Origin of the sequence: Azotobacter chroococcum (assembly GCF_002220155.1) — a bacterium.
Taxonomy (GTDB): domain Bacteria; phylum Pseudomonadota; class Gammaproteobacteria; order Pseudomonadales; family Pseudomonadaceae; genus Azotobacter; species Azotobacter chroococcum.
Map to the genome: position 1 here is coordinate 2,410,433 of NZ_CP011835.1, position 18,915 is coordinate 2,429,347.

General features: G+C 62.6%; 21 protein-coding genes and 3 pseudogenes. 14 read left to right on the top strand and 10 right to left on the bottom strand.

Going from position 1 to position 18,915, the window contains the following annotated elements:
• Nucleotides 1-403 precede the first annotated feature (403 nt).
• Nucleotides 404-673: a hypothetical protein gene (locus tag ACG10_RS23680; RefSeq protein WP_157731432.1), complete on the top strand. Its 270-nt coding sequence runs from the start codon at nt 404-406 to the stop codon at nt 671-673.
• A gap of 16 nt (nt 674-689) precedes the next feature.
• Entirely contained in the window at nt 690-1,025 is a 336-nt protein-coding gene (locus ACG10_RS11065) for a hypothetical protein (RefSeq protein WP_089168257.1), read from the top strand.
• Nucleotides 1,026-1,661: 636 nt separating this feature from the next.
• On the opposite strand, the gene ACG10_RS23685 is transcribed toward ACG10_RS11065, so the two are convergent.
• Together ACG10_RS23685 and ACG10_RS11070 are read right to left on the bottom strand one after the other, a co-directional pair.
• Nucleotides 1,662-1,937, bottom strand: coding sequence for a hypothetical protein (locus ACG10_RS23685; protein ID WP_157731433.1), 276 nt, complete (start codon nt 1,935-1,937; stop codon nt 1,662-1,664).
• A gap of 749 nt (nt 1,938-2,686) precedes the next feature.
• A pseudogene (locus tag ACG10_RS11070) lies at nt 2,687-4,042 on the bottom strand (IS1182 family transposase); the annotation flags it as partial.
• A gap of 387 nt (nt 4,043-4,429) precedes the next feature.
• Between ACG10_RS11070 and ACG10_RS11075 the strand changes: the two are divergent.
• The 3 genes from ACG10_RS11075 to ACG10_RS11090 all read left to right on the top strand — a co-directional run bounded on the left by ACG10_RS11075 (nt 4,430) and on the right by ACG10_RS11090 (nt 5,793).
• The gene (locus ACG10_RS11075) at nt 4,430-4,657 is read left to right on the top strand and encodes a hypothetical protein (RefSeq protein WP_089168258.1); all 228 of its coding nucleotides are present in this window, start codon (nt 4,430-4,432) and stop codon (nt 4,655-4,657) included.
• Complete coding sequence (locus ACG10_RS11080) at nt 4,654-4,905, top strand: hypothetical protein (protein WP_089168259.1); 252 nt, start codon at nt 4,654-4,656, stop codon at nt 4,903-4,905. The genes ACG10_RS11075 and ACG10_RS11080 overlap by 4 nt, the downstream gene beginning before the upstream one ends.
• Before the next feature lie 408 nt (nt 4,906-5,313).
• A complete protein-coding gene (locus ACG10_RS11090) occupies nt 5,314-5,793 on the top strand; it encodes a DNA cytosine methyltransferase (RefSeq protein ID WP_157731434.1) in 480 nt (159 codons plus the stop codon).
• 30 nt (nt 5,794-5,823) lie between these two features.
• Here ACG10_RS11090 and ACG10_RS11095 read toward each other — a convergent pair whose 3' ends face one another.
• Nucleotides 5,824-6,120: a hypothetical protein gene (locus ACG10_RS11095; RefSeq protein WP_089168261.1), complete on the bottom strand. Its 297-nt coding sequence runs from the start codon at nt 6,118-6,120 to the stop codon at nt 5,824-5,826.
• Between the two features lie 107 nt (nt 6,121-6,227).
• Here ACG10_RS11095 and ACG10_RS11100 point away from each other — a divergent pair, with 107 nt between their 5' ends.
• From ACG10_RS11100 to ACG10_RS24815, 5 genes and pseudogenes are all read left to right on the top strand, one after another.
• Nucleotides 6,228-6,581 carry a hypothetical protein gene (locus ACG10_RS11100; RefSeq protein ID WP_089168262.1) on the top strand — a complete coding sequence of 118 codons (354 nt, stop codon included), beginning with the start codon at nt 6,228-6,230 and terminating at the stop codon, nt 6,579-6,581.
• Between the two features lie 765 nt (nt 6,582-7,346).
• Nucleotides 7,347-7,574 (top strand): hypothetical protein, encoded by a 228-nt coding sequence (locus ACG10_RS11105; protein ID WP_089168263.1) that lies wholly within the window; start codon nt 7,347-7,349, stop codon nt 7,572-7,574.
• Nucleotides 7,571-7,855 carry a hypothetical protein gene (locus ACG10_RS11110; RefSeq protein ID WP_089168264.1) on the top strand — a complete coding sequence of 95 codons (285 nt, stop codon included), beginning with the start codon at nt 7,571-7,573 and terminating at the stop codon, nt 7,853-7,855. Before ACG10_RS11105 ends, ACG10_RS11110 begins: the two co-directional genes overlap by 4 nt.
• Nucleotides 7,852-8,001 (top strand): hypothetical protein, encoded by a 150-nt coding sequence (locus ACG10_RS23690; RefSeq protein ID WP_157731435.1) that lies wholly within the window; start codon nt 7,852-7,854, stop codon nt 7,999-8,001. Before ACG10_RS11110 ends, ACG10_RS23690 begins: the two co-directional genes overlap by 4 nt.
• 235 nt (nt 8,002-8,236) lie before the next feature.
• Nucleotides 8,237-8,383: pseudogene (locus ACG10_RS24815) on the top strand (Arm DNA-binding domain-containing protein); the annotation flags it as partial.
• 153 nt (nt 8,384-8,536) lie between these two features.
• Here ACG10_RS24815 and ACG10_RS11120 read toward each other — a convergent pair.
• Entirely contained in the window at nt 8,537-9,088 is a 552-nt protein-coding gene (locus ACG10_RS11120; protein ID WP_089168265.1) for a transposase, read from the bottom strand.
• Between the two features lie 29 nt (nt 9,089-9,117).
• Nucleotides 9,118-9,636 (bottom strand): helix-turn-helix domain-containing protein, encoded by a 519-nt coding sequence (locus ACG10_RS11125; protein ID WP_089168266.1) that lies wholly within the window; start codon nt 9,634-9,636, stop codon nt 9,118-9,120.
• A 54-nt stretch (nt 9,637-9,690) separates the two neighbouring features.
• Between ACG10_RS11125 and ACG10_RS11130 the strand changes: the two are divergent.
• Both ACG10_RS11130 and ACG10_RS11135 read left to right on the top strand, forming a co-directional pair.
• Nucleotides 9,691-10,569: pseudogene (locus tag ACG10_RS11130) on the top strand (tyrosine-type recombinase/integrase); the annotation flags it as partial.
• Between the two features lie 36 nt (nt 10,570-10,605).
• Nucleotides 10,606-12,195: an ABC-F family ATPase gene (locus ACG10_RS11135; RefSeq protein ID WP_039803851.1), complete on the top strand. Its 1,590-nt coding sequence runs from the start codon at nt 10,606-10,608 to the stop codon at nt 12,193-12,195.
• A gap of 51 nt (nt 12,196-12,246) precedes the next feature.
• Here the strand turns inward: ACG10_RS11135 and ACG10_RS11140 are convergent, their stop codons facing one another.
• From ACG10_RS11140 to ACG10_RS11150, 3 genes are read right to left on the bottom strand one after another with little or no spacing between them, the layout of a single operon-like run.
• Nucleotides 12,247-12,759 carry a DUF1993 domain-containing protein gene (locus ACG10_RS11140; RefSeq protein ID WP_039803849.1) on the bottom strand — a complete coding sequence of 171 codons (513 nt, stop codon included), beginning with the start codon at nt 12,757-12,759 and terminating at the stop codon, nt 12,247-12,249.
• A 34-nt stretch (nt 12,760-12,793) separates the two neighbouring features.
• The gene (locus ACG10_RS11145) at nt 12,794-13,441 is read right to left on the bottom strand and encodes a DUF1294 domain-containing protein (RefSeq protein ID WP_089168267.1); all 648 of its coding nucleotides are present in this window, start codon (nt 13,439-13,441) and stop codon (nt 12,794-12,796) included.
• Nucleotides 13,442-13,454: 13 nt separating this feature from the next.
• A complete protein-coding gene (locus tag ACG10_RS11150) occupies nt 13,455-14,288 on the bottom strand; it encodes an undecaprenyl-diphosphate phosphatase (RefSeq protein ID WP_089168268.1) in 834 nt (277 codons plus the stop codon).
• 373 nt (nt 14,289-14,661) lie between these two features.
• Here ACG10_RS11150 and ACG10_RS11155 point away from each other — a divergent pair, with 373 nt between their 5' ends.
• Nucleotides 14,662-15,273 carry a hypothetical protein gene (locus tag ACG10_RS11155; RefSeq protein ID WP_039803845.1) on the top strand — a complete coding sequence of 204 codons (612 nt, stop codon included), beginning with the start codon at nt 14,662-14,664 and terminating at the stop codon, nt 15,271-15,273.
• A gap of 209 nt (nt 15,274-15,482) precedes the next feature.
• Nucleotides 15,483-15,749: a hypothetical protein gene (locus ACG10_RS11160; protein WP_039803844.1), complete on the top strand. Its 267-nt coding sequence runs from the start codon at nt 15,483-15,485 to the stop codon at nt 15,747-15,749.
• Nucleotides 15,750-15,910: 161 nt separating this feature from the next.
• On the opposite strand, the gene nfuA is transcribed toward ACG10_RS11160, so the two are convergent.
• Both nfuA and ACG10_RS11170 read right to left on the bottom strand, forming a co-directional pair.
• The gene (gene nfuA / locus ACG10_RS11165) at nt 15,911-16,495 is read right to left on the bottom strand and encodes a Fe-S biogenesis protein NfuA (RefSeq protein WP_089168269.1); all 585 of its coding nucleotides are present in this window, start codon (nt 16,493-16,495) and stop codon (nt 15,911-15,913) included.
• Between the two features lie 108 nt (nt 16,496-16,603).
• Nucleotides 16,604-18,874, bottom strand: a complete 2,271-nt coding sequence (locus tag ACG10_RS11170; protein WP_089168270.1) for a fatty acid cis/trans isomerase — start codon at nt 18,872-18,874, stop codon at nt 16,604-16,606.
• Nucleotides 18,875-18,915 lie beyond the last annotated feature (41 nt).

An 18,915-nucleotide genomic window follows, 5' to 3' on the forward strand; every position in this document is an offset into this window, starting at 1 on the left:
ACGTACAGGGTCGAGGCCCTACCAAGAGCAGCCGGCCATATTCTCCTGATGCTGACCAGAACTCCCCTGCAGTGACGGTCTTGCAATTTCTCAATTGATAATAATTATCATTTGTGTATTATGGAGATGCCGTCGGCAGATCGGCATGCAAGCGGCGTCAGCTGGCCATTGCCAAGAGATGGTCACGCCGGGTTTCACGGTTCCCGGCAAGGCGCGCAGTCTGTTTGAGTAATCTGCAAGTCTGGGGGTTCATCAGCCCCATCCTGCTGGCAGGCATCCAGCGGCGACACACTGCCCGATTAGCCGGCGTAACCGGCCATTCCTCTCCTGTTCATATCCCACCGGAAAGCAGCCTCAGCCGAGACGGTTTCCCAGGTACGCGCCACACCGGCCGGCGAAGAGCATGCTGCTGCGTCTGGACGAACTGGACTGCAGGCTCCGTACAACTGCCGGCAGGCCTACGCAACCCTATGCCTCATGGCCGGATGAACCCTGCTTTCATCGCGACACAACTTGGGCCGTGAAATTCACCAACCCGCGCCAACAGCTGAAAACCGGCCTGTACCGCGGCGAGATCAATACCGGCAACGGCCGCGGCCAAGGCATCTACGCCCAGGTCGAAGTCGACGGGAAAACCCTGAAGGTGCGCCCAAGCAAGCTGACCGCTGCGTGACCAAGGAGGAGTCGCAATGTTCAAGAAGCTTTTCAGGGCGCTGTTCATGCGCAAGAAGGAAGCACCGCAACCCAAGGTAGAGCGCAGACCTGCCGGAACCACGACTCGCGGCTTTTCCAGTGCGCCGCCCGCGGCAAGGCGGCCGAGCAGCGACAACCCGCTGTTGAACCCGCTCCACCCGCTGAACCCCGCCAATCCCATCTACGAAACCAGCGACGACGACTGCCGGCGCCGCAGCCATGAGCCGGTATCCAGCAGCCCCTGTTCGAGCAGCAGCAGTTGGAACAGCAGTGACAGTGGCTCCAGCTCATCGAGTGACAGCGGGTCGAGCTGCTCCAGCAGCAGCGACTGACCAGAAGGCGCCCGGTTCGCCGGGCCTCATAGCTCGAAAGGAACAATATCGAAAAGGATCAATGCGGATGAAAAGGAATTTTTCTATATAAGTAACACTATAGTGAGTTACCATTTTATTGCTTGGCAAGACGCCAAGCAAAAGCCGCCGACAGATCGGCATGCCGTCAGCGTTAGCCGGCCAATCCGTATGATGGCCACGCCAGGCCTAACGGCCCCGGCAAGGCGCGCAGTCGGTTGGAGTAATCTGTAAGACACGGAAGTTAGACACCGGACTATGCCTGTAGTCACGCAGGCGTCGACAGAGTGACTGCCTGGCCGGCGTAACCGGCCATCCCTCCACCCCCGTTTTGTAGGAAGGACCTACCCACCTCAGGGTATAGCGAGGCCCCATCCAAGGGCTTAGCTTACTGAGCACTCCCCAGCGAACCCGGGGAGAAGCTGCAAGAGATGCTCATGTCAGTTCAAGCCGTTGGCAGATCGGTATGTCGTCAGCGTTAGCCGATCATCTCCGAAATGATCACGCGGGAGCTCGTCCTCCGCAAGGCGCGCAGCCGGTTTGAGTAATCTGCAAGACATGGAAGTCTTCACCGGATCAATCTGTAGTCACGCAGATGTCGATAGATACGGAAACGAATCAGCAACGAAAATTGAACGGAGTTGCTGCAAAGCCAATAAATGTGACTGGCTTCACAAAATTAAAAAGCACGCTATCATTTGCAAGCCGCTGGCGAATCGGCATGCCTGCAGCGTTAGTTGACCACTGCTTACAGTCATGCTGGTGGCTCGTCCCCATCAGTAAGCGTGCTGCAGGTTCGAGTAATTCGCAAGCCACGTTTGTGCTCATCTCCTGCTTTTGGCTGTATCTGCGCAGCTGGCGACAGAGCAGATGACAGGCCGGAAAGACGGCCATCCTTCCCAGCTCCAGGCAAGGCACCCACCCTTGGGTAACCAGATTTTTAAGTCCGTGCCGGTTCGGCATGCGGAGGCGTTAGCGCAATCGAGACTTCATTGCAGGTCAGTGCCGAAAGCGCCGGACTAAAGCGCGCCTTCGTTCGAGTAAACCGGAAGCCAAGGCGCCGCCCGAATGGACGAAGCCGAAAGAGAAGGTATCTGCGCCTTCAGCGACAGAGCAGACGCTTGGCCGGCGTAACCGGCCATCCCTCCACCCCGCTTTTGTGGGAAGGACCTTCCCACCGCAGGGTATAGCGAGGCCCTATCCAAGGGCTTAGCTTACTGAGCACTCCCCAGCTAATCCGGGGAGAAGTTGCAAGAGATGCTCATGTCAGTCCAAGCCGTCGGCAGATCGGTATGTCGTCAGCGTCAGCCGGCCACCTCCGAAGTGGCCACGCCGGTATCTCGTTCCCGGCAAGGCGCGCAGTCGGTTCAAGTAATCTGCAAGACACGGAAGTATTCACCGGATCAGTCTGTAGTCACGCAGATGTCGATAGAGTGATCGTCTGGCCGGCGTAACCGGCCCACCTCTTCCTTCGTGCCCCTCTCTCAAGCTGACCTGAGCAAAGCTCGGCAAGGGCTATTCATTCAGCTAGCAGCCTGTCGGACTTGAGCGCCGCAGGCAGATAGAGCATCGGCTTTGCCAGAAATCAGGCAGTTTTGACCGATTTTCCCGGATTTAGGTCTGTTTTTTGCCCAATTCCCGATCTGTAGGCGCAATACGGCCATGCGCTTCAGGTTCCGCGCCAGGCACACCAGAGCCCATTCACCGCTGACCTTGTCCAGACCGCGCAGCGAGAATTGCCGGAAGCCCAGCACCGCTTTGATGATGCCGAACACCGGTTCCACCGTTTGCTTGCGCAACGCATACAGCGCGCGGCCCGCTTGTGTTTGCAGCTTGTGCGTCATGCGCTGCGCCGGGCTCGCGTCGGCGGCCAGGGCCGGCGGTTCGGTGAAGCGGGCGCAAGGCGACGGGTGATGCTCCTCCCGCTTGACCGCCATCAGCGGCTCGATGCCACTCGCGGTGCAGGCGCTGGCATTGGCGGCACTGTAGTAGCCGCTGTCGGTCAGCAAGTGCTCGGGATTACCCAGGGCTTTGGGCAATTCGGCCAGTTGCGCCAGCATCGGCACGACTTGTTCCTTGTCGTTGCAGGCCTGGGTGACGGCCGACGCCACCACCAGCATGCTGGTCGTATCCACCGCCGCTTGGGCGTTGTAGGCCTGTTCGAAGCCGCCGCCCGACACGGGCATGATGCACGAGTCCGCATCGGTCAGATTGACCTGGTCTTTGGCCGTTGGCCCCGCGACCGGCGGCTTGGGCGGTTTGCCGCCCGGTTTTTTGCCGCGGGCTGCAGCCTTGGCCTCCCGCTGCGCCAGCTTGGCTTGATACTCGGTGTGTTCCCTGGCGAAGCGTACCTTGGCACGGGCTTCGATCTTGGCTTTCGCCTCGGCCATGGCCGCCAGGCGGGCTTCACGGCGGGCGATTTCCTCCGGCAGGCTCATGCCGCCCGGCATCGCCGACTGATCCGCCTGCTCGGCTAGATCGAGCAGCGAGCGCACTTCGGCCTTGAGCTGGCTTTCGAGCTGTTCGATATGTCCATGGGACAGCGCGCTGTGCCGCGAGGCGTTGGCGTGGATCTTGGTGCCGTCCAGGCTGATCGTACCCAAGCTGAGCAGGTGCATTTCCTGCGCCATCTGCAGCACCTGCACAAACAGACCGGCCAGTTCGTCAAGAAAGCGGCGGCGGAAGCTGGCCAGCGTATCGTGATCTGGGTAGGCGCCGGCGGCGATGAAGCGAAAGGCCACCGAGTCGTGGGTGGCGCGCTCGATCTTGCGGCTGGAAAACACGCCGGTGGCGTAGCCATAGATCAGCAGCGCCAACAGCATCGACGGGTGGTAGGCGGCGCTGCCGCGTCCGGCATAGGCCTTGGCCATGACACTGACATCAAGCCCCTCCACCACCTCCACGATGAAGCGTGCCAGATGATTCTCCGGCAGCCAGTCCTCGATGGAAGGCGGTAGCAAGTAGCTGGTGTGACGATCAACTGGGCGGAAACGGCTCATGCTGGGGCTCGCGGAAGGTCGGCAGCCATGATCGCAGAAAACCATGGGAAAGCCCGACAGGCTGCTAGCCGTTTGGCTGTGTGCTACCTCCTCGGCCTACGCTAGGAAAACCGTCGGCAGATCGGTATGCCGGCATGCGTTAGCTGGCCATTTCTGCAATGGCCACGTCGGGTTTCACGACCCCGATAAGGCGCGCTGTCGGTTTGAATAATCTGCAAGCCTGGGTTTCCATTCCCACCCTACTGGTAGGCACGCCAGCGGCGATAGAGTGCCCGCCTGGCCGGCGTAGCCGGCCACACCCTCCTCCCTCTTCCCCCGTACTCATCAGAAAGCCACCTCATCTGCTCGAGGAGGCTTCCCCATGCGCACGACAAATGGAGAACAGCCATGCAGGACATTGAGCTGGGCCGGCGCCAGCAAGTAGCCCGGAAGCGCACCCCCGAACGAACCCCACACGCCGCCCTGGCCTGGCTACTGGCTGGCAACTCGATCGGCATCGACGCAGTGAACGCAGCCGACTGGCGGCGCCACGTAGATGCGCTGGCCATGCTCGCCAAGGCCGAGGGTATGAAGAATCGGCACGGAGCAGAGTTGCTGGAGCGATGCTTTCCATGACTGCCAAGACCGCCGCAGAACGCAAACGCGAAGAGCGCGAGCGCAAGAAACTCAAGGAAGAGGAACGCCTCGTTCGCCTCCTCTCCCGCCGCATTAAGCTCGACCTGTTTCACGCCACCGATGCCAAGCTGATTCGCTCCATGGAGCGCACCGGCATCGAGGAACCGCAGGATCTGATCACCCGGCTCATCCACGGCGCCGACCGCCTCAGCGATGAGGCCCTGGCCGAGCTGATCCGCCTGCCGTAGCTGTCACGCCTACCTGTCACGGTGATATGGCGTGCACACCGCTACGCTCGCCGTATTTTCTGATCCGACACTGCATGCCGAAGAGCATGTAACTCGCCGGCATCCTGGTTCAGATGATGGACCACTCTCAGCAGCCGCTGGCGAAGTAATCCGTTATCGAGCTGTTCAATCGCTCGCATGACCTCAATCGCAGCAGCCTCATTGTTGGCGGCTACTGAATCCAAATTTTTGCGGATGTTTCTCACTACTCGGCTCACAAGATTCTCCCCTGAAAATTTGGGCCGATCTCATTAGACCACAGGATTTCCTTTTGATTTCAGCCGTTTGAGTTCGGGCGGCACCGTTTGTCTGGAGAAAAAGCCATGAGCACCTTTGCCGTCTTCGGCATAATTGGTGACTGCCAGCCTGATGACCCTACGCAAGAACTGCGTGGGCCGCGGGGTGACGGAGCCGGTATCGGTGATCACTGCCGGAGCAGAGCACCACGCACTGGTCGCCTGCACGCTGTCACCGGATGTCGAGGCCGGCGCCCTGCGTATAGCCGCATTCCTGACCAAGTACTACGGCCAAGGCGACGGGCAGGACCTGCGCGACCCGCTGCACACCATCACGACCAAGGACCGGCTGGCCCTGGTCACCGTCACGGTGCGCGGCACGCCCTACGTCATCGTCGACATCGGCATGCGCATGCTCACCCCGGCCGAGCTCTACGCCGCCCAGGGCTTCCCGAAGGGCTACGTCTTCGACCGCGGGCACGACGGACGGACCTTCTCGAAGAAGGTGCAGGTGCGCTTCGTCGGCAACAGCGTCAGCCCGCCGCCGATGCGTGCGCTGATCTCTGCCCTGTTCGCCGAGGAGTTGCAGATTCAGCAGCGCATGCTGGCCTGATCTGGCGAACCTGGAGAAGAGAGACGCGACCTAAAATCTTGGCAAATCGCTGATATTTCTCCCAGGCCCGCCTCGCTCCTCGATGACGGTAGCGTTGCCTCCTGGCAGAGCTTTCTTTAGAAACCGCCCGCCAGATACCCGCCCAGAGCCAGTCTCGAACATCATCTCGACAATGTCACCGCGGTCTATCGAATCGATGACCTCATCGACAGTCGCCTCATGTTCTTTCTCGAGAAACCTATTCGAGCCGCCATCGGCCTGGGCCCACATGAAACCTTTGACTTCATCGTCGGTGATACGAACCTTCGTAACGATATAGATCGCCATGATCCCCTCCTGAGGGATGCCAGCCCTCTACAGCTGTCTCGATACCAACGTAGCTCACCACTTACTGCAAAACATGCCGGTCGACATACGGCCAGCAAGGACTCCCCATGCCCATAGAAAACCAATTCCACCCGCCCCTCATCAGCTCTCAACGCCACCTGAACCCAGAGACAGTCCGGCGCAAGGCACAGAACTTCAAGGTGTTCGTTGTTCGAACGGTGGAGCTTGAGCTGCACGGCCGGCGGTACCGGCTGCTGATAGATGGCCATCACAACCTTGCCGCGGCACGGCTGATCGGCGCCGAGCCAACTTGGCGAGGCCAACCCCACAAGTTCGAGCGGATCATGCGGCGCACACCGCCCGATGAGTTCGCGCGTTTCATGATCAACAACTTGACCGACAGCGACTGGTACTTCGTCGAGACAGGCGAAGTTGTGCAGGAGCTGCTGTTGTGTGCCTGAAAGATAGGAATCCTCGATTAGCAGACCAACCTACTGCCGCGACAGCGGCGAAAGCATCCAGGCCTGCCAGTGCCCGACCTGCAGGCTCAACCGCGGCGAGCCCGTGGACCTTCCATCCCGCTTGATCGCCCCAGCGCCCAAGGCCGCCATCCCCCGCCGGTAGCCACAAGGAGAATCCCATGCAATGCAGTTGCGGCGGACAGATGAAGTCAAGCCAGGCGGCGCGCTCGAAGCAGCGCGCAGTCCTCGAATTTCAGGAGTGCCGGTCCTACGGGCGCTGCCACTTCGACGCTCTGCTGATCGGCGGCAGGTAGTCGCCGCCGGCACCGAGGCTCGCCAGCAGTTTGAGGCGCTTGATGCTCCAGATCCGGGCGAACCAAGCGAGCCGCCCTACTGCTCACCGGAAAAAGCTATCCCTCGCCCGGCCCGCACGACAGAACTCGACTGGCGGCCGACCTCCGAGCAGCCTCCGCGCGACCAACTCATCCGCGTGGACTACCTGACCGGGGGTTACTGCGTTGGGCATGGCGGGTTCTTCGCCAATGTATGGGACCTGATAGCCCGCTGGGCCCCGTGCAGGAGCGACGAGGGCCTGATCCCCTGGCCAACGACAACACCGTTGGTTGGCACTCCCTTCGACGTGGATGCCGCCCCAGCGCCTGAGATGGCGCCCGAAATATCACTTCCGCCCCCTATCCCGACCGCGATCTGCCGCCGGTCGGCACCAACTTCGCTTTCGCATTCTGACACCAAGGAGTTCACGAATTGAGCAAGCCAAGCGCGCGCCTGACCACTCACGCCAAGGTCCAGCTGACCATCGAAATATCCAACGTCGGCAGCTGGGGACCTACTTGCGACCTGGCCCAGGTCTACCACCAGGCCGCTGAGGCGGCCGTCGCCCGCGTGCTGCGGGCTCTGGACCTGCGCGACGCGCGTGTCATCGGGGCGCCGACCGTCAAGGCAATAACTACCGATATGGAGCAGACCAAATGACCCAACTTGCTATGGCCGGCGACGACTGGCTGAGCGACAACGACCGCAAGCGCACCCAGCGAGCCATCGCCAAGCGCAAGAAGGCTGCAGTGACCTGCGCGAAGAAGCTCGAATCGGCAGCAGAGGCCCTCAACGACTACCTGCGCGCCTGCCGGGAGTGCGATGACGAGAGCAGCGACCGGGTGGGCAGAGAGTGGGACGGCCGCAACATAATGATCCGCGACATCATGGAGTACGCCGGCTGGCTGGATGCCGTGTACGGGAAGGAGTCGCAGCAATGACCCACCAGCCCAAAGGCGGCATGTGCGCAGCCTGCCGCCACGCCCTGAGCAACTGCAGCGCCCTGCCCTTCGCATCGATGCCGGAACTCAAGCGCGCCGGCCAGACAGTCATCGTCCGCTGCACGCAGTTCCAGCGCAGCAAGTAATCCCACTCCACCCACACTCCCCGGCCAAGCCGCGCCGGGCAGGAGAGTATTGCCAAATGACCGATGACGCTCCTGACAAGGTTTCGGAAAAACAGATGGCTGAGTTTCTTGGCATCACCAAGCGCGCCCTGGAAGGACGCCGCGCACGCGGGCAGATCCCCGAAGGCGTCTGGAACCGTAATGGCCGCAGTATCATTTACAGTCGAAAGAGGTATGAAGAGTGGCTAGAAAGCCAATGGGTTTGCCCGCCGGGCTGGAGATCCGAGGCGACACAATCCGCATTCGCTTCGTCTGGAACGGAAAAAGGCACTCCGAAACGCTCAACTATCCCCCGACGAAATCGGGCATCGTGGCTGCATCCCGTCTTAGAGATCAGGTAAAGGATCTGATCCGACATGGCATCTTTACAGATGCCAAATATGCCGAGCTGTTCCCGAGGTCAGTGAACGCTCCAGAGTTTTCAGCCCCCACATTTGGCGAATATGCCCAGTTATGGCTCGACAGTCGCGAGATTGCCGGAGGCACTAGTGCAGTTTCAACCAACATCCTGTTCAAGTGGCGGGAGCTGTTCACAACCGTAATAGGTGCAGACTCGCTCCATCACCTCAGCGCTGGTCAGCGGGCGTTCGGGTTCATGGATCGCCCGCTTGCCATGCACCCAGCGGGGCTCGATCCGGTTCAGCCAGGGGCTCTTGCTCGGCAGGCGGCAGGTTACGATCCGTACGCCACCCTCGGCCCTGGCCCGGCGGTTGTGCGCCCCGATCCAGGCCCGCACCCGGTGGCTGATATGCCAGCTGGCGTTGTCCCAGATCATCAGCAGCGCCTTCTTCCCCTCGCTCGCCAGGCGCTCGCAGACCCACTCCAGGAAGTCCTCGGTCACCTGGCTGACCGGGCGGCCCTTGACGAAACGCAGCAGCATCTGCCCCGTGTCGGCGCGCAGCAGGCCATAGCAGCTCAGCGCCTTGGGTCCGGCATCCTGCGGATCCACCGACAACTGCTGCAGGCGCAGGGCCTGACCCGCGCTCCAGGCCTTCAGGGATGGGCGCGCAAAACGACTCCACCAGACCTCGTCCTGAAAACCCAGCACCCAGTCCGGGTGCGTTGTGGCCAGTTCGATCAGCCAGTCGCGTCGCTTTTTTTGCGCGCATAGTGGGGATCCGGGCTGGTAATCCAGGTCTTGGCCCGCTTCCAGCCCACGCCCAGGCGTATCAGCGTCTGGCGGATCGACTCATAGCTCAGTTGCCGTTCGGTCAGCCCCTGCTCGAAGGCCACCTCGGCGGCCAGGCTCAAGGTCCACAAGCGGGTGGGCTTGCCGAAATCGCGGGGGCTGCGGTGCAGCAAAGAGCGCAAGCGCTCGGCCTGCGTGCCCGCAAGCAAGGGACGGACACGTTTGGGCCGATGCGACTTCTCCGTCAGGCAAGACACCCCCTCGGCGGCAAAGGCCCGCAGGGTGTTGCGTACGGTTTGCGTGGCGCAGCCGAACAGAGCGGCAATTTCCGTGGCGGTCTTGCCGTCAGCGCTGGCCAGCAGGATCTGGCAGCGCCGCAGCGTGAAGGCTTCCCGGGCACGCAAGCCAACCTGCAGGGCCTGCCGTTCCTCGGTAGTCAAAGGGCGAACGAATAGAGGTGCTTTCATGGGGCATAGCATCGCCTGATGCCATAATTTCCACAACTTCATCTATGAAACTGCACTAGGAATAATTACAAGAGCGCGCTCAACAACTACTGGATGCCGCACCTGGCTGTCACTCAGCTGGTGGCAATAACCCCCACCCTGCTCCGGCGAATCACCTCTGAAATCCAATAGGCCTCACCCGGCGTGAAACGCAATGCACTGACGAAGATCAGCACCGTCCTGGCCTCCGCCGCTGCTGACGGGCTGATCCAGAAAAACCCGGCCGACTCCATTGAGCTGCCCAAGCGCACGAAGAAGGAGATCGACCCATTCACCCAGGACGAGGCTGAGCGGATCATCGCGCACCTATATGCCAGCGACCATTGGCCGAGCAGGATCTATGCAGCCTACTTCGAATTTGTGTTTTACACCGACATGCGCCTATCCGAGGCACTGGCCATGCGGTGGGATGCGATCGACACCGAGAGACGCACAGCCCATGTGTGCAGAACCATTGCTCTAGGCGAGGTACAGGAGCGCACCAAGACAGGCAGGGACCGCTTCGTCTTGCTCAACGACCGAGCCATGCACGCGATCGAATTTGCCAAGGGCTATGCCGAGCGCCGGCGGAGTGGTCAGGGCAAGATCAAGGAGACGCCCTATATCTTTCCACCGTCAAAGAATAACGAGCATGTCAAGGAGACCTCGAACATCCACCACCAATGGCGCCCTACCCTCAAGGAACTGGGCGTCCGCTATCGGCCTCCGTACAACTGCCGACACACCTATGCAACAATATGCCTCATGTCAGGCATGAACCCCGCCTTTATTGCGCAGCAACTTGGTCATAGCGTCCAGATGCTGCTCTCCACGTATGCGCGCTGGTTGAACTCAAGTAACGATTGGGAAGAGCTGAAAAAGCTCAAGATTGCCCCAAAAGTGGCCCAAGCCTGAAATAGACCCAGCGTAAACCATTGATAGGTAAGCCCCTTGATCTCTACCGCCAACATCACCATGCAGTTCGGCGCCAAGCCGCTGTTCGAGAACGTTTCCGTCAAGTTCGGCAACGGCAACCGCTACGGCCTGATCGGCGCCAACGGTTGCGGCAAATCGACCTTCATGAAGATCCTCGGCAGCGACCTCGAGCCCTCCGCCGGCCAGGTCATGCTCGAGCCCAATGTGCGACTCGGCAAGCTGCGCCAGGACCAGTTCGCCTACGAGGCCTTCACGGTGATCGACACCGTGATCATGGGCCACGAGGAACTGTGGAACGTGAAGGCCGAGCGCGACCGCATCTATTCGCTGCCGGAGATGAGCGAAGAGGACGGCATGAAGGTCGCCGACCTTGAAGTGCAATTCGCCGAGATGGACGGCTACACCGCCGAGTCCCGCGCCGGCGAGCTGCTGCTCGGGGTGGGCATTCCGCTGGAGCAGCACTTCGGCCCGATGAGCGCCGTCTCCCCCGGCTGGAAGCTGCGCGTGCTGCTGGCCCAGGCGCTGTTTTCCAACCCGGACGTGCTGCTGCTCGACGAGCCGACCAACCACCTGGACATCAACACCATTCGCTGGCTGGAGGGCGTGCTCACCGCGCGCAACTCCACCATGATCATCATTTCCCACGATCGCCACTTCCTGAACAGCGTGTGCACGCACATGGCCGACCTGGACTACGGCGAGCTGCGCCTGTTCCCCGGCAACTACGACGAGTACATGACCGCGGCGACCCAGGCCCGCGAGCGCCTGCTGGCCGACAACGCCAAGAAGAAGGCGCAGATCGCCGAACTGCAGACCTTCGTCAGCCGCTTCTCGGCCAACGCCTCCAAGGCCAAGCAAGCCACCAGCCGCGCCAAGCAGATCGACAAGATCCAGCTCGAAGAGGTCAAGCCGTCCAGCCGGGTCAGCCCGTTCATCCGCTTCGAGCAGACCAAGAAGCTGCACCGCCAGGCGGTGACCCTCGAGAAGGTCAGCCAGGGCTTCGACGGCAATGCGCTGTTCAAGGGCCTGTCGATGCAGATCGAGGCCGGCGAGCGGGTGGCGATCATCGGCCCCAACGGCATCGGCAAGACCACCCTGCTGCGCACGATGGTCGGCGAGATGCCACCGCTGTCCGGCGAGGTGAAGTGGACCGAAAGCGCCGAGGTCGGCTATTTCGCCCAGGACCACGCCGACGACTTCGAACAGGACATGACCCTGTTCGACTGGATGGGCCAGTGGACCCAGGGCGGCGAGCAGCTGATCCGCGGCACCCTCGGGCGCATGCTGTTCTCCAACGACGACATCCGGAAATCGGTGAAGGTGATTTCCGGCGGCGAACAGGGCCGCATGCTGTTCGGCAAGCTGATCCTCAACAAGCCCAACGTGCTGGTGATGGACGAGCCGACCAACCACCTCGACATGGAATCCATCGAGGCGCTCAACCTGGCGCTGGAGAACTACCCGGGCACGCTGATCTTCGTCAGCCATGACCGCGAGTTCGTCAGCTCGCTGGCGACCCGCATCATCGAGCTTTCCGAGAGCGGCGTGACCGACTTCAGCGGCAGCTACGACGACTACCTGCGCAGCCAGGGCGTACTCATCTGAGGCCGTGCTGCAGAAAACAAGCCCCGCCCCGCGCGGGGCTTGTTCCCCGGATCAGGCCGGCGGCTTGCCGAGAAAGTCCAGCTTGCCGATATCCAGGCCGTTGTGGCGCAGGATGGCGTAGGCGGTGGTGAGGTGGAAATAGAAGTTGGGTAGGACGAAGCCGAGCAGGTATTCGCTGCCGCCGAACTTCAGCTCCATTTTGGGAAAGCTCAGCGTGATGGGCCGCTCCTCGCTGCCATCGAGCTGCGCGGCGTCGATGCTCTCGAGAAAGACCACGGTCTTGGCGATGCGCTCCTGCAACTCGGCGAAGCTGCTCTCGGTGTCCGGGTAGCTGGGAATCTCCACCCCGGCCAGGCGCGCGGCGCAGCCCTTGGCGGTGTCGCTGGCGATCTGGATCTGGCTGCTCAGCGGCAGCATGTCCGGCGCCAGGCGCGCGTTGACCAGTACCGCAGGGGCGATCTTGCGGGCTTCGGCATAGGCCTCGGCCTTGTGCAGGATGGCCGATAGGTTGCCCAGCATGCGGACAAATACGGGAATCGACGCCTGATACATGGACAGCGGCATGGTGCAGCTCCTTGAAGGGTTGGGAGATACCAGCCTAGCCGAGAAAGCGCTGCACGATGGCCGAGGCGAACAGCCGCTGGAAATACAGGTAGTCGATCCACGCCGCCTGGTGCAGCAGCACGATGCCCCAGAACCCCAGCTGATAGGCGATCTTGCGGGTCTTGTGGCGGAACGTCTGCTGCGCCAGCAGCGCACCGGGCCAGCCGCCGAGCAACTCGACGGCATGCAGGCTGGCCTCCGGAATGCGCCAGCGACCGCTTGCCGCACGCCTCTTGTCCAGCCAGTACTGCAGGAAGCTGACCAGGCTGAACAGCACGTAGCCGCCCAGCGCCCAGAACGGGCCGTCGTGCGGCAGTTGCAGCGCACCGCCGAGCGGCAATGCGCAAAGCCCGCAGAACGCCAGGAGCTTGGGCAGCAGGTTGCGTACGCGGCCCCTCGTCCGCGGCGGCTGGCGGATCGACGGGCAGTCGAGGCTCAGCTCGGCATGGCGCATGTGCCTGGCCCGCATCCGCCCCTCCCGGTCGCGCCCGGCGACGAACAGCACCGTCTCGCCCGCCCTGGGCCGGCGGTCGCCACGCATCGCCGAGATGTGCACGAACAGTTGCTCGCCTCCCGCCTCCGGCTGGATGAAGCCGAAGCCCTTGCCGTCATCCCAGCTTTTCAGCACCCCGCGTCGTTCCATGAGCGCTCCGTCCTCAGCCTTGCGCCGTACTCCAGTCGATCATGCCCATCTGCCAGGTGGCGAGAATCAGCAGGCCGAAGCCGATGCGGTACCAGGCGAACACCGCATAGCTGTGGCTGGCGATGAACCTGAGCAGCGCGCGCACGGCGAGCATGGCGAAGATGAAGGAGACGACGAAGCCCAGCGCGAAGACCGGCAGATCGCCGCCGTTTTCGAACAGGGCACGGTGCTTGTAGCCGGAATAGACGGCAGCGCCGACCATGGTCGGCATGGCGAGGAAGAAGGAAAACTCGGTGGCCGCCTTGCGCGACAGGCCGAACAGCAGGCCGCCGATGATGGTCGAGGCCGAGCGCGAGGTACCCGGGATCATGGCCAGACACTGGGCGCAGCCGATCTTGAGGGCGTGCTTCCAGCCCATGTCGTCCACCGCATGCACCTCGATGGCGTGCTGGCGCTTCTCGGCCCAGAGCATGACCAGACCGCCGATCACCAGCGCGCTGGCCACGGTGATCGGGTTAAACAGCCAGTGCTCGATCAGATCGGCGAAGGCCACGCCGAGGATCACCGCCGGAAAGAAGGCGACCAGCAGATTGGCGGTGAAGCGCTGCGCCTGGCGCTCGCGCGGCAAGCCGACGATCACCCCGAAGATCCGCTGGCGAAACTCCCAGACCACGGCGAGGATCGCCCCGAGCTGGATGATGATATTGAATGCCTTGGCCCGGTCGCCGCCGAAGCCGAGCAGATCGGCGACGATGATCTGGTGCCCGGTGCTGGATATCGGCAGAAATTCGGTCAATCCCTCGACCACCCCCAAGATGAACGCCTGCGCGGCGAGCCAAAGCTCCATCGATCCCCTCTCCCAAATGCGAAAAATGCGGCCGTCCGCTCGCCCGTGATGGATAGGCGCGGACAACACCTGTCAATGACCCGTACAGGAGGAAACGGAATCCCGGTTGCCCGCCCCTCTTGCGGGCCGGCATGCTAGCAGAGCGGAACGGACGCTGCCGCAAACTTCAATCTATGACGTTTGGCACTGGTTGAGTCATAGCTTCTTGGCATTATGCAGGCGGGCTGGGATGCTGTGGACGCGGGTGCCAATTGAGCACTGATCGCCCAGCGGCGAAACCTCGGTTGCGCGAGTGCTCACCGGCCCGTTGCTTGCCAGGTATTCTGCCGCCCGCTCGGCAGCTCCATTACTAGATCGCAAGAAAGAGTCACGCATGAGCAGCATGAAGCATCAGGAAGTCGACTTCAGCAAACCGGCCAACCCCGACCTGATCTGGGAGCTGGACCACATTGCCCGCCGCGAGCTGGCCGAGCGCTTCATCCAGCTGTTCGAGAACCGACTGTGCGTCTATTCGGAGTCGGTGCGCCAGTTGTACACCAACTACAACCTGCACTTTCCAAGCGACCTCGGGCGGAAGATGGTGGTGCTGCCCAACCCCTATGCCTTCCACGACACCCTGCACGGCATCGACGCGTTCGCCGTGCGCCCGACGGGGCTCTTCGTTCTGCCCGGCCGGGTATTCGGCAAGCCCGGCCTGATGCTGGCGAAACAGCTGGGCGAAAGCCGCTCGATACCCAAGACCATGCCGTTCAAGCAGGCGCTGGCGCAGATCATCAGCAACCAGAAGAAGCTCGGCGACGTCTTCCTGCCCATCCTGATGAAGGGAGACCTGCGCGAATTCGGCCAGCAGCTGCCCTACCTCCACCTGCACCGCCTGCAGGTCAGCAAGCTCAGCCACCTGTCCAACTTCGAGCGGATCGACATCCAGAACACCATCACCCGCAAGCTCTTGCTGCTCTATCGCCAAGCGGACATGCTGGGATGACATACGTCGGAAAAATTTGCATTGCTCCGGAAAGGCTGGACTATACTTCAGTCATGTTATGCGAGTTTCAGGGCAGCGGAAGGAACCCGTTTGCCCAGGTAAGTTCCAAACTCTTGTCGCGTTCGCGCGACATGGCTTTTTAACTACCTGCAACAACAAATGGCCGCGTCAGACGGCCTTATCATGGTACTCAAATGAAGGATCGCCCCATGACCAATCCGCTCCGTTTCAACGAAGCTCTTCTGATCGCCAACCGCGCGTTCAAACCCCTGCAATGCATCGCCTGGACCCAGGAAATCAACAGTGAATTGAACCTGACCGTAGTGGACCGCAGCAATACGCGGACCCTGGGTCACAAACGCATTCCCTGCTCGACCTATTCCGATCCGCAGAAACTCGCCGCCGTCATCCAGCAGACCCGCCAGGAGCTGACCCGCCAGGGCTTCGACCTGGCCCCGTGGAAAATGCCGGACTGATCATCGAACGAATATGAAGCCTTGTCCCCGGCAAGGCTTCACGACAGGGCGCAGCGCAGGAAGCCAGACGGTAGAAACGTACCCCTCGCAAAAGACCGGTAACACAGCAACGAAAAAGGCGGCCATGGCCGCCTTTTCTCATTCCTCCCCAACCTCACCCGTCAGTAGTAGGCGTTTTCCCGGTTGCTGTGGTCGGTGGCGTCGCGCACGCCCTTGAGGTCCGGGATGCGCTCCAGCAGGGTCTTCTCCACGCCGTCCTTCAGGGTCATGTCGACCATGCCGCAGCCCTGGCAGCCGCCGCCGAAACGCAACACGGCGATGCCTTCCTCGACGATGTCCACCAGACTCACCTGGCCGCCGTGGCTGGCGAGGCCCGGATTGATCTCGGTCTGCAGGTAGTAGTTGACCCGCTCGCCCAGCGGGCTGTCCTCGTCGATCATCGGCACCTTGGCGTTCGGCGCCTTGATGGTCAGCTGGCCGCCCATGCGGTCGCTGGCGTAGTCGACCACGGCATCCTCGAGGAAGGGCTCGCTGACGGAGTCGATCCACGCGGTGAAGCTCTTCAGCGCCAGGGCGGTGTCGTCCGGATTCCGCTCGGCCGGCCTGCAGTAGGCGATGCAGGTTTCGGCGCTGGGCGTGCCGGGCTGGGTGATGAAGATGCGGATACCGATGTCGGTGCCGTTCTGCTTGGCCAGCAGTTCGGCCAGATAGTCGTGTGCGGCGTCGGTGATGATGATGGCGCTCATGGCAGCTCCTCGCGAATATGCTCACGAGTGTACGCCATGCACCCTGGGGGATAAAGTCCTAGCGTGCTTGTCGGAATAGGCCCGGAGGTCCGCAACAGACGGGCCGCCTCACAGGTTCTGGTAGCGGTTCATGTCCAGCACCCCGGCCTCCAGCGGCTCGGTTTCCCGCAGCCAGGCCGAGAGGTCGTTGAAATAGCGCCAGAATTCGGGATGGCTGCGGCGGATGCCCCAGCGCTCGACGACGGCCGCCAGGCCTGTCCCCGCCCTCGCCTGCTCCAGCGCCGCGACGAAGGCCGACACCTCCTCGGCGCGAACGTTGAACAGAAAATTCGGATAGCTGCTCAACACGCCCGGATAGAGCGTCAGGCTGTCCAGCGCCGGCTGGTGGCGCAGCTGCTCGCCGAAGATGAACGCCACGTTGCTGTGGGCCCGGTTGCGCAGCAGGCTGTAGATCTCCCGCCGCCCCTCGCCGTACTCGATGCGCAGCAGGCTGGCCTCCGGCAGCTCGAGCACCACCGGCAGGCTGGCGGCAGGCCGGCCGGCCAGATGGCTGAGCGCCTGCTCGGCGTATTGCAGCTCACGCGCCACCCCGGGGCGATGGCAATGCGCCGAGCGGCAGCGGTTGAGCGGATCGGGACGGGCGTTGATCGCCGCATGCCGCTCCAGCAGGTGCGCGGCGAAGCTGCGGATCGGCTGGTGCTGTGGCAGTCCGAGGGCCGACGGGGTCTGGCCGTCGATCTCGGTATAGGCCAGCCAGAGCTTGAGCTGGCCGCTGTTCTCGTACCAGCTGTCGAGGATCGCCTGGCGCGTGCCGGCCGGCAGCAGACGCAGGAAGTTCTGTTCGGCGCCGTTGCGGATCAGGTCGAAGTACAGGCGCGTCTGCAACTGGTGGGAAAGATTGCCGAACACATCGAAATTCACCACCAGCTGGTAGTAGGTGCGCTCGAACAGCGGGAAATCCAGCCACCACAGGGTCTGCGGCACCGTGCCGATCAGTCCCTTGCGCACCGAGGCACTGTCGTGCTGGCGGAATACGGTCAGCAGCGCATTGTCGTTGCCGCTCCACAGATCCGCCCACTCGGCCGGGCGCTCGGCATAGGCCTGGCGGCGCAGGTTTTCGTAGCGCTTGAGCCGATCCATATAGGTGCCCCAGAGGCTCCACAGGCCGGCGATGTCGTCGAGCTGGCCGGGCAGCGCGAGCAGTGGGCTCACCTCGCTGCGGTACTGCGAGTCGGTCAGGTAGCGGTCCTGCTCGGGGGCCTGGAAGAGCGTCCAGAAATGGTCGCGGATCACGTCGGTGGCGATCTGCCCGCGGCACACCGGGCCGCGGATGAAGGTACGCACGAAGTATTCGGCGTTGTCCAGCATGAAGCGGTAGCGCGCCTCGGGCGGAATCGCCGCGAAGGTTTCGAACGGATTGGCGCGCCGCTGGGCGCCGTAGCCGGGCAGCTCGACCACCTGCCAGTCGCCGGCGAGAAACAGCTCGCGCACCCGCGCCAGCTTCTGCGGGCCGAGCGGATAGGTGATGTGCGTCTTGTGCACGATCACGTCGCGGATCGGCCGCAGCCGGTAGTAGAAATCGCTGCCCGGGTCGTCGTTGGCGCGCCGTGTGGCGATCGGCTCGACCGGCTGGCCAGCCGGTGTGCGCGAGCGCACCAGCTGGAAGAAATGCCCCGGCGCACCGCCCTCGAAATGCAGATGGGCGAGGAACAGATGCTCGTACAGCCAGCGGGCGACCAGCCGGGAGCGCTTGTCCTGGGCATTCAGCAGGCGCTCCCAGTCGGCGATCTGCGCCGCCTCGGCCGGCGACGGTTCGAGCGGTGCCGCGTCGACCGGCGCGCCCTGCGCCAGCCATTGCTTCAGGATCGCGTATTCGCCGTCGGTCAGACCGGTGACGGCGAAGGGCATGCCGGCCCGGGGATTGTCGCGGGCGAAGGCTTCGAACTCGCCGGGCAGCGGGCAGCTGTTCTGGCGCCCGATGCCGATCTCCAGATCCTCGGGCAACCGGGCATTGTGTTCCAGCGGCTGGCGGCGGCCGAGTTCCAGCATACGCGCCAGCAGCGCCGCCTGGCCGCCGCCCTCCAGCACCGACTGGAAGCCCTTGCGGCGCCAGGCCACCTCGCCCTCGGCGTCGAGGAACAGCCGGCTGGGCTCCTCGGCCTCGGTGCGCAGGCCGTTGTAGACCGGCCGCTTGTGGGCGCCGCGCTGTACGCCCTCGCCGCTGCCCAGATTGAGCTGGCAGGGCGAGTCGTAGCAGGCATGGCAGGCCACACACTTGGCGGTGAAGATCGGCTGGACGTCGCGGCGGTACGACAGCTCTTCGGCACGCGCCACGGCGCCCAGCGCCAGCAGCACGAAGAGGAAAAGGCGAAGCGGCATGAAGCAGGTCCTAGGGGGTGTTGACGTTTTGGCGTAGGCCG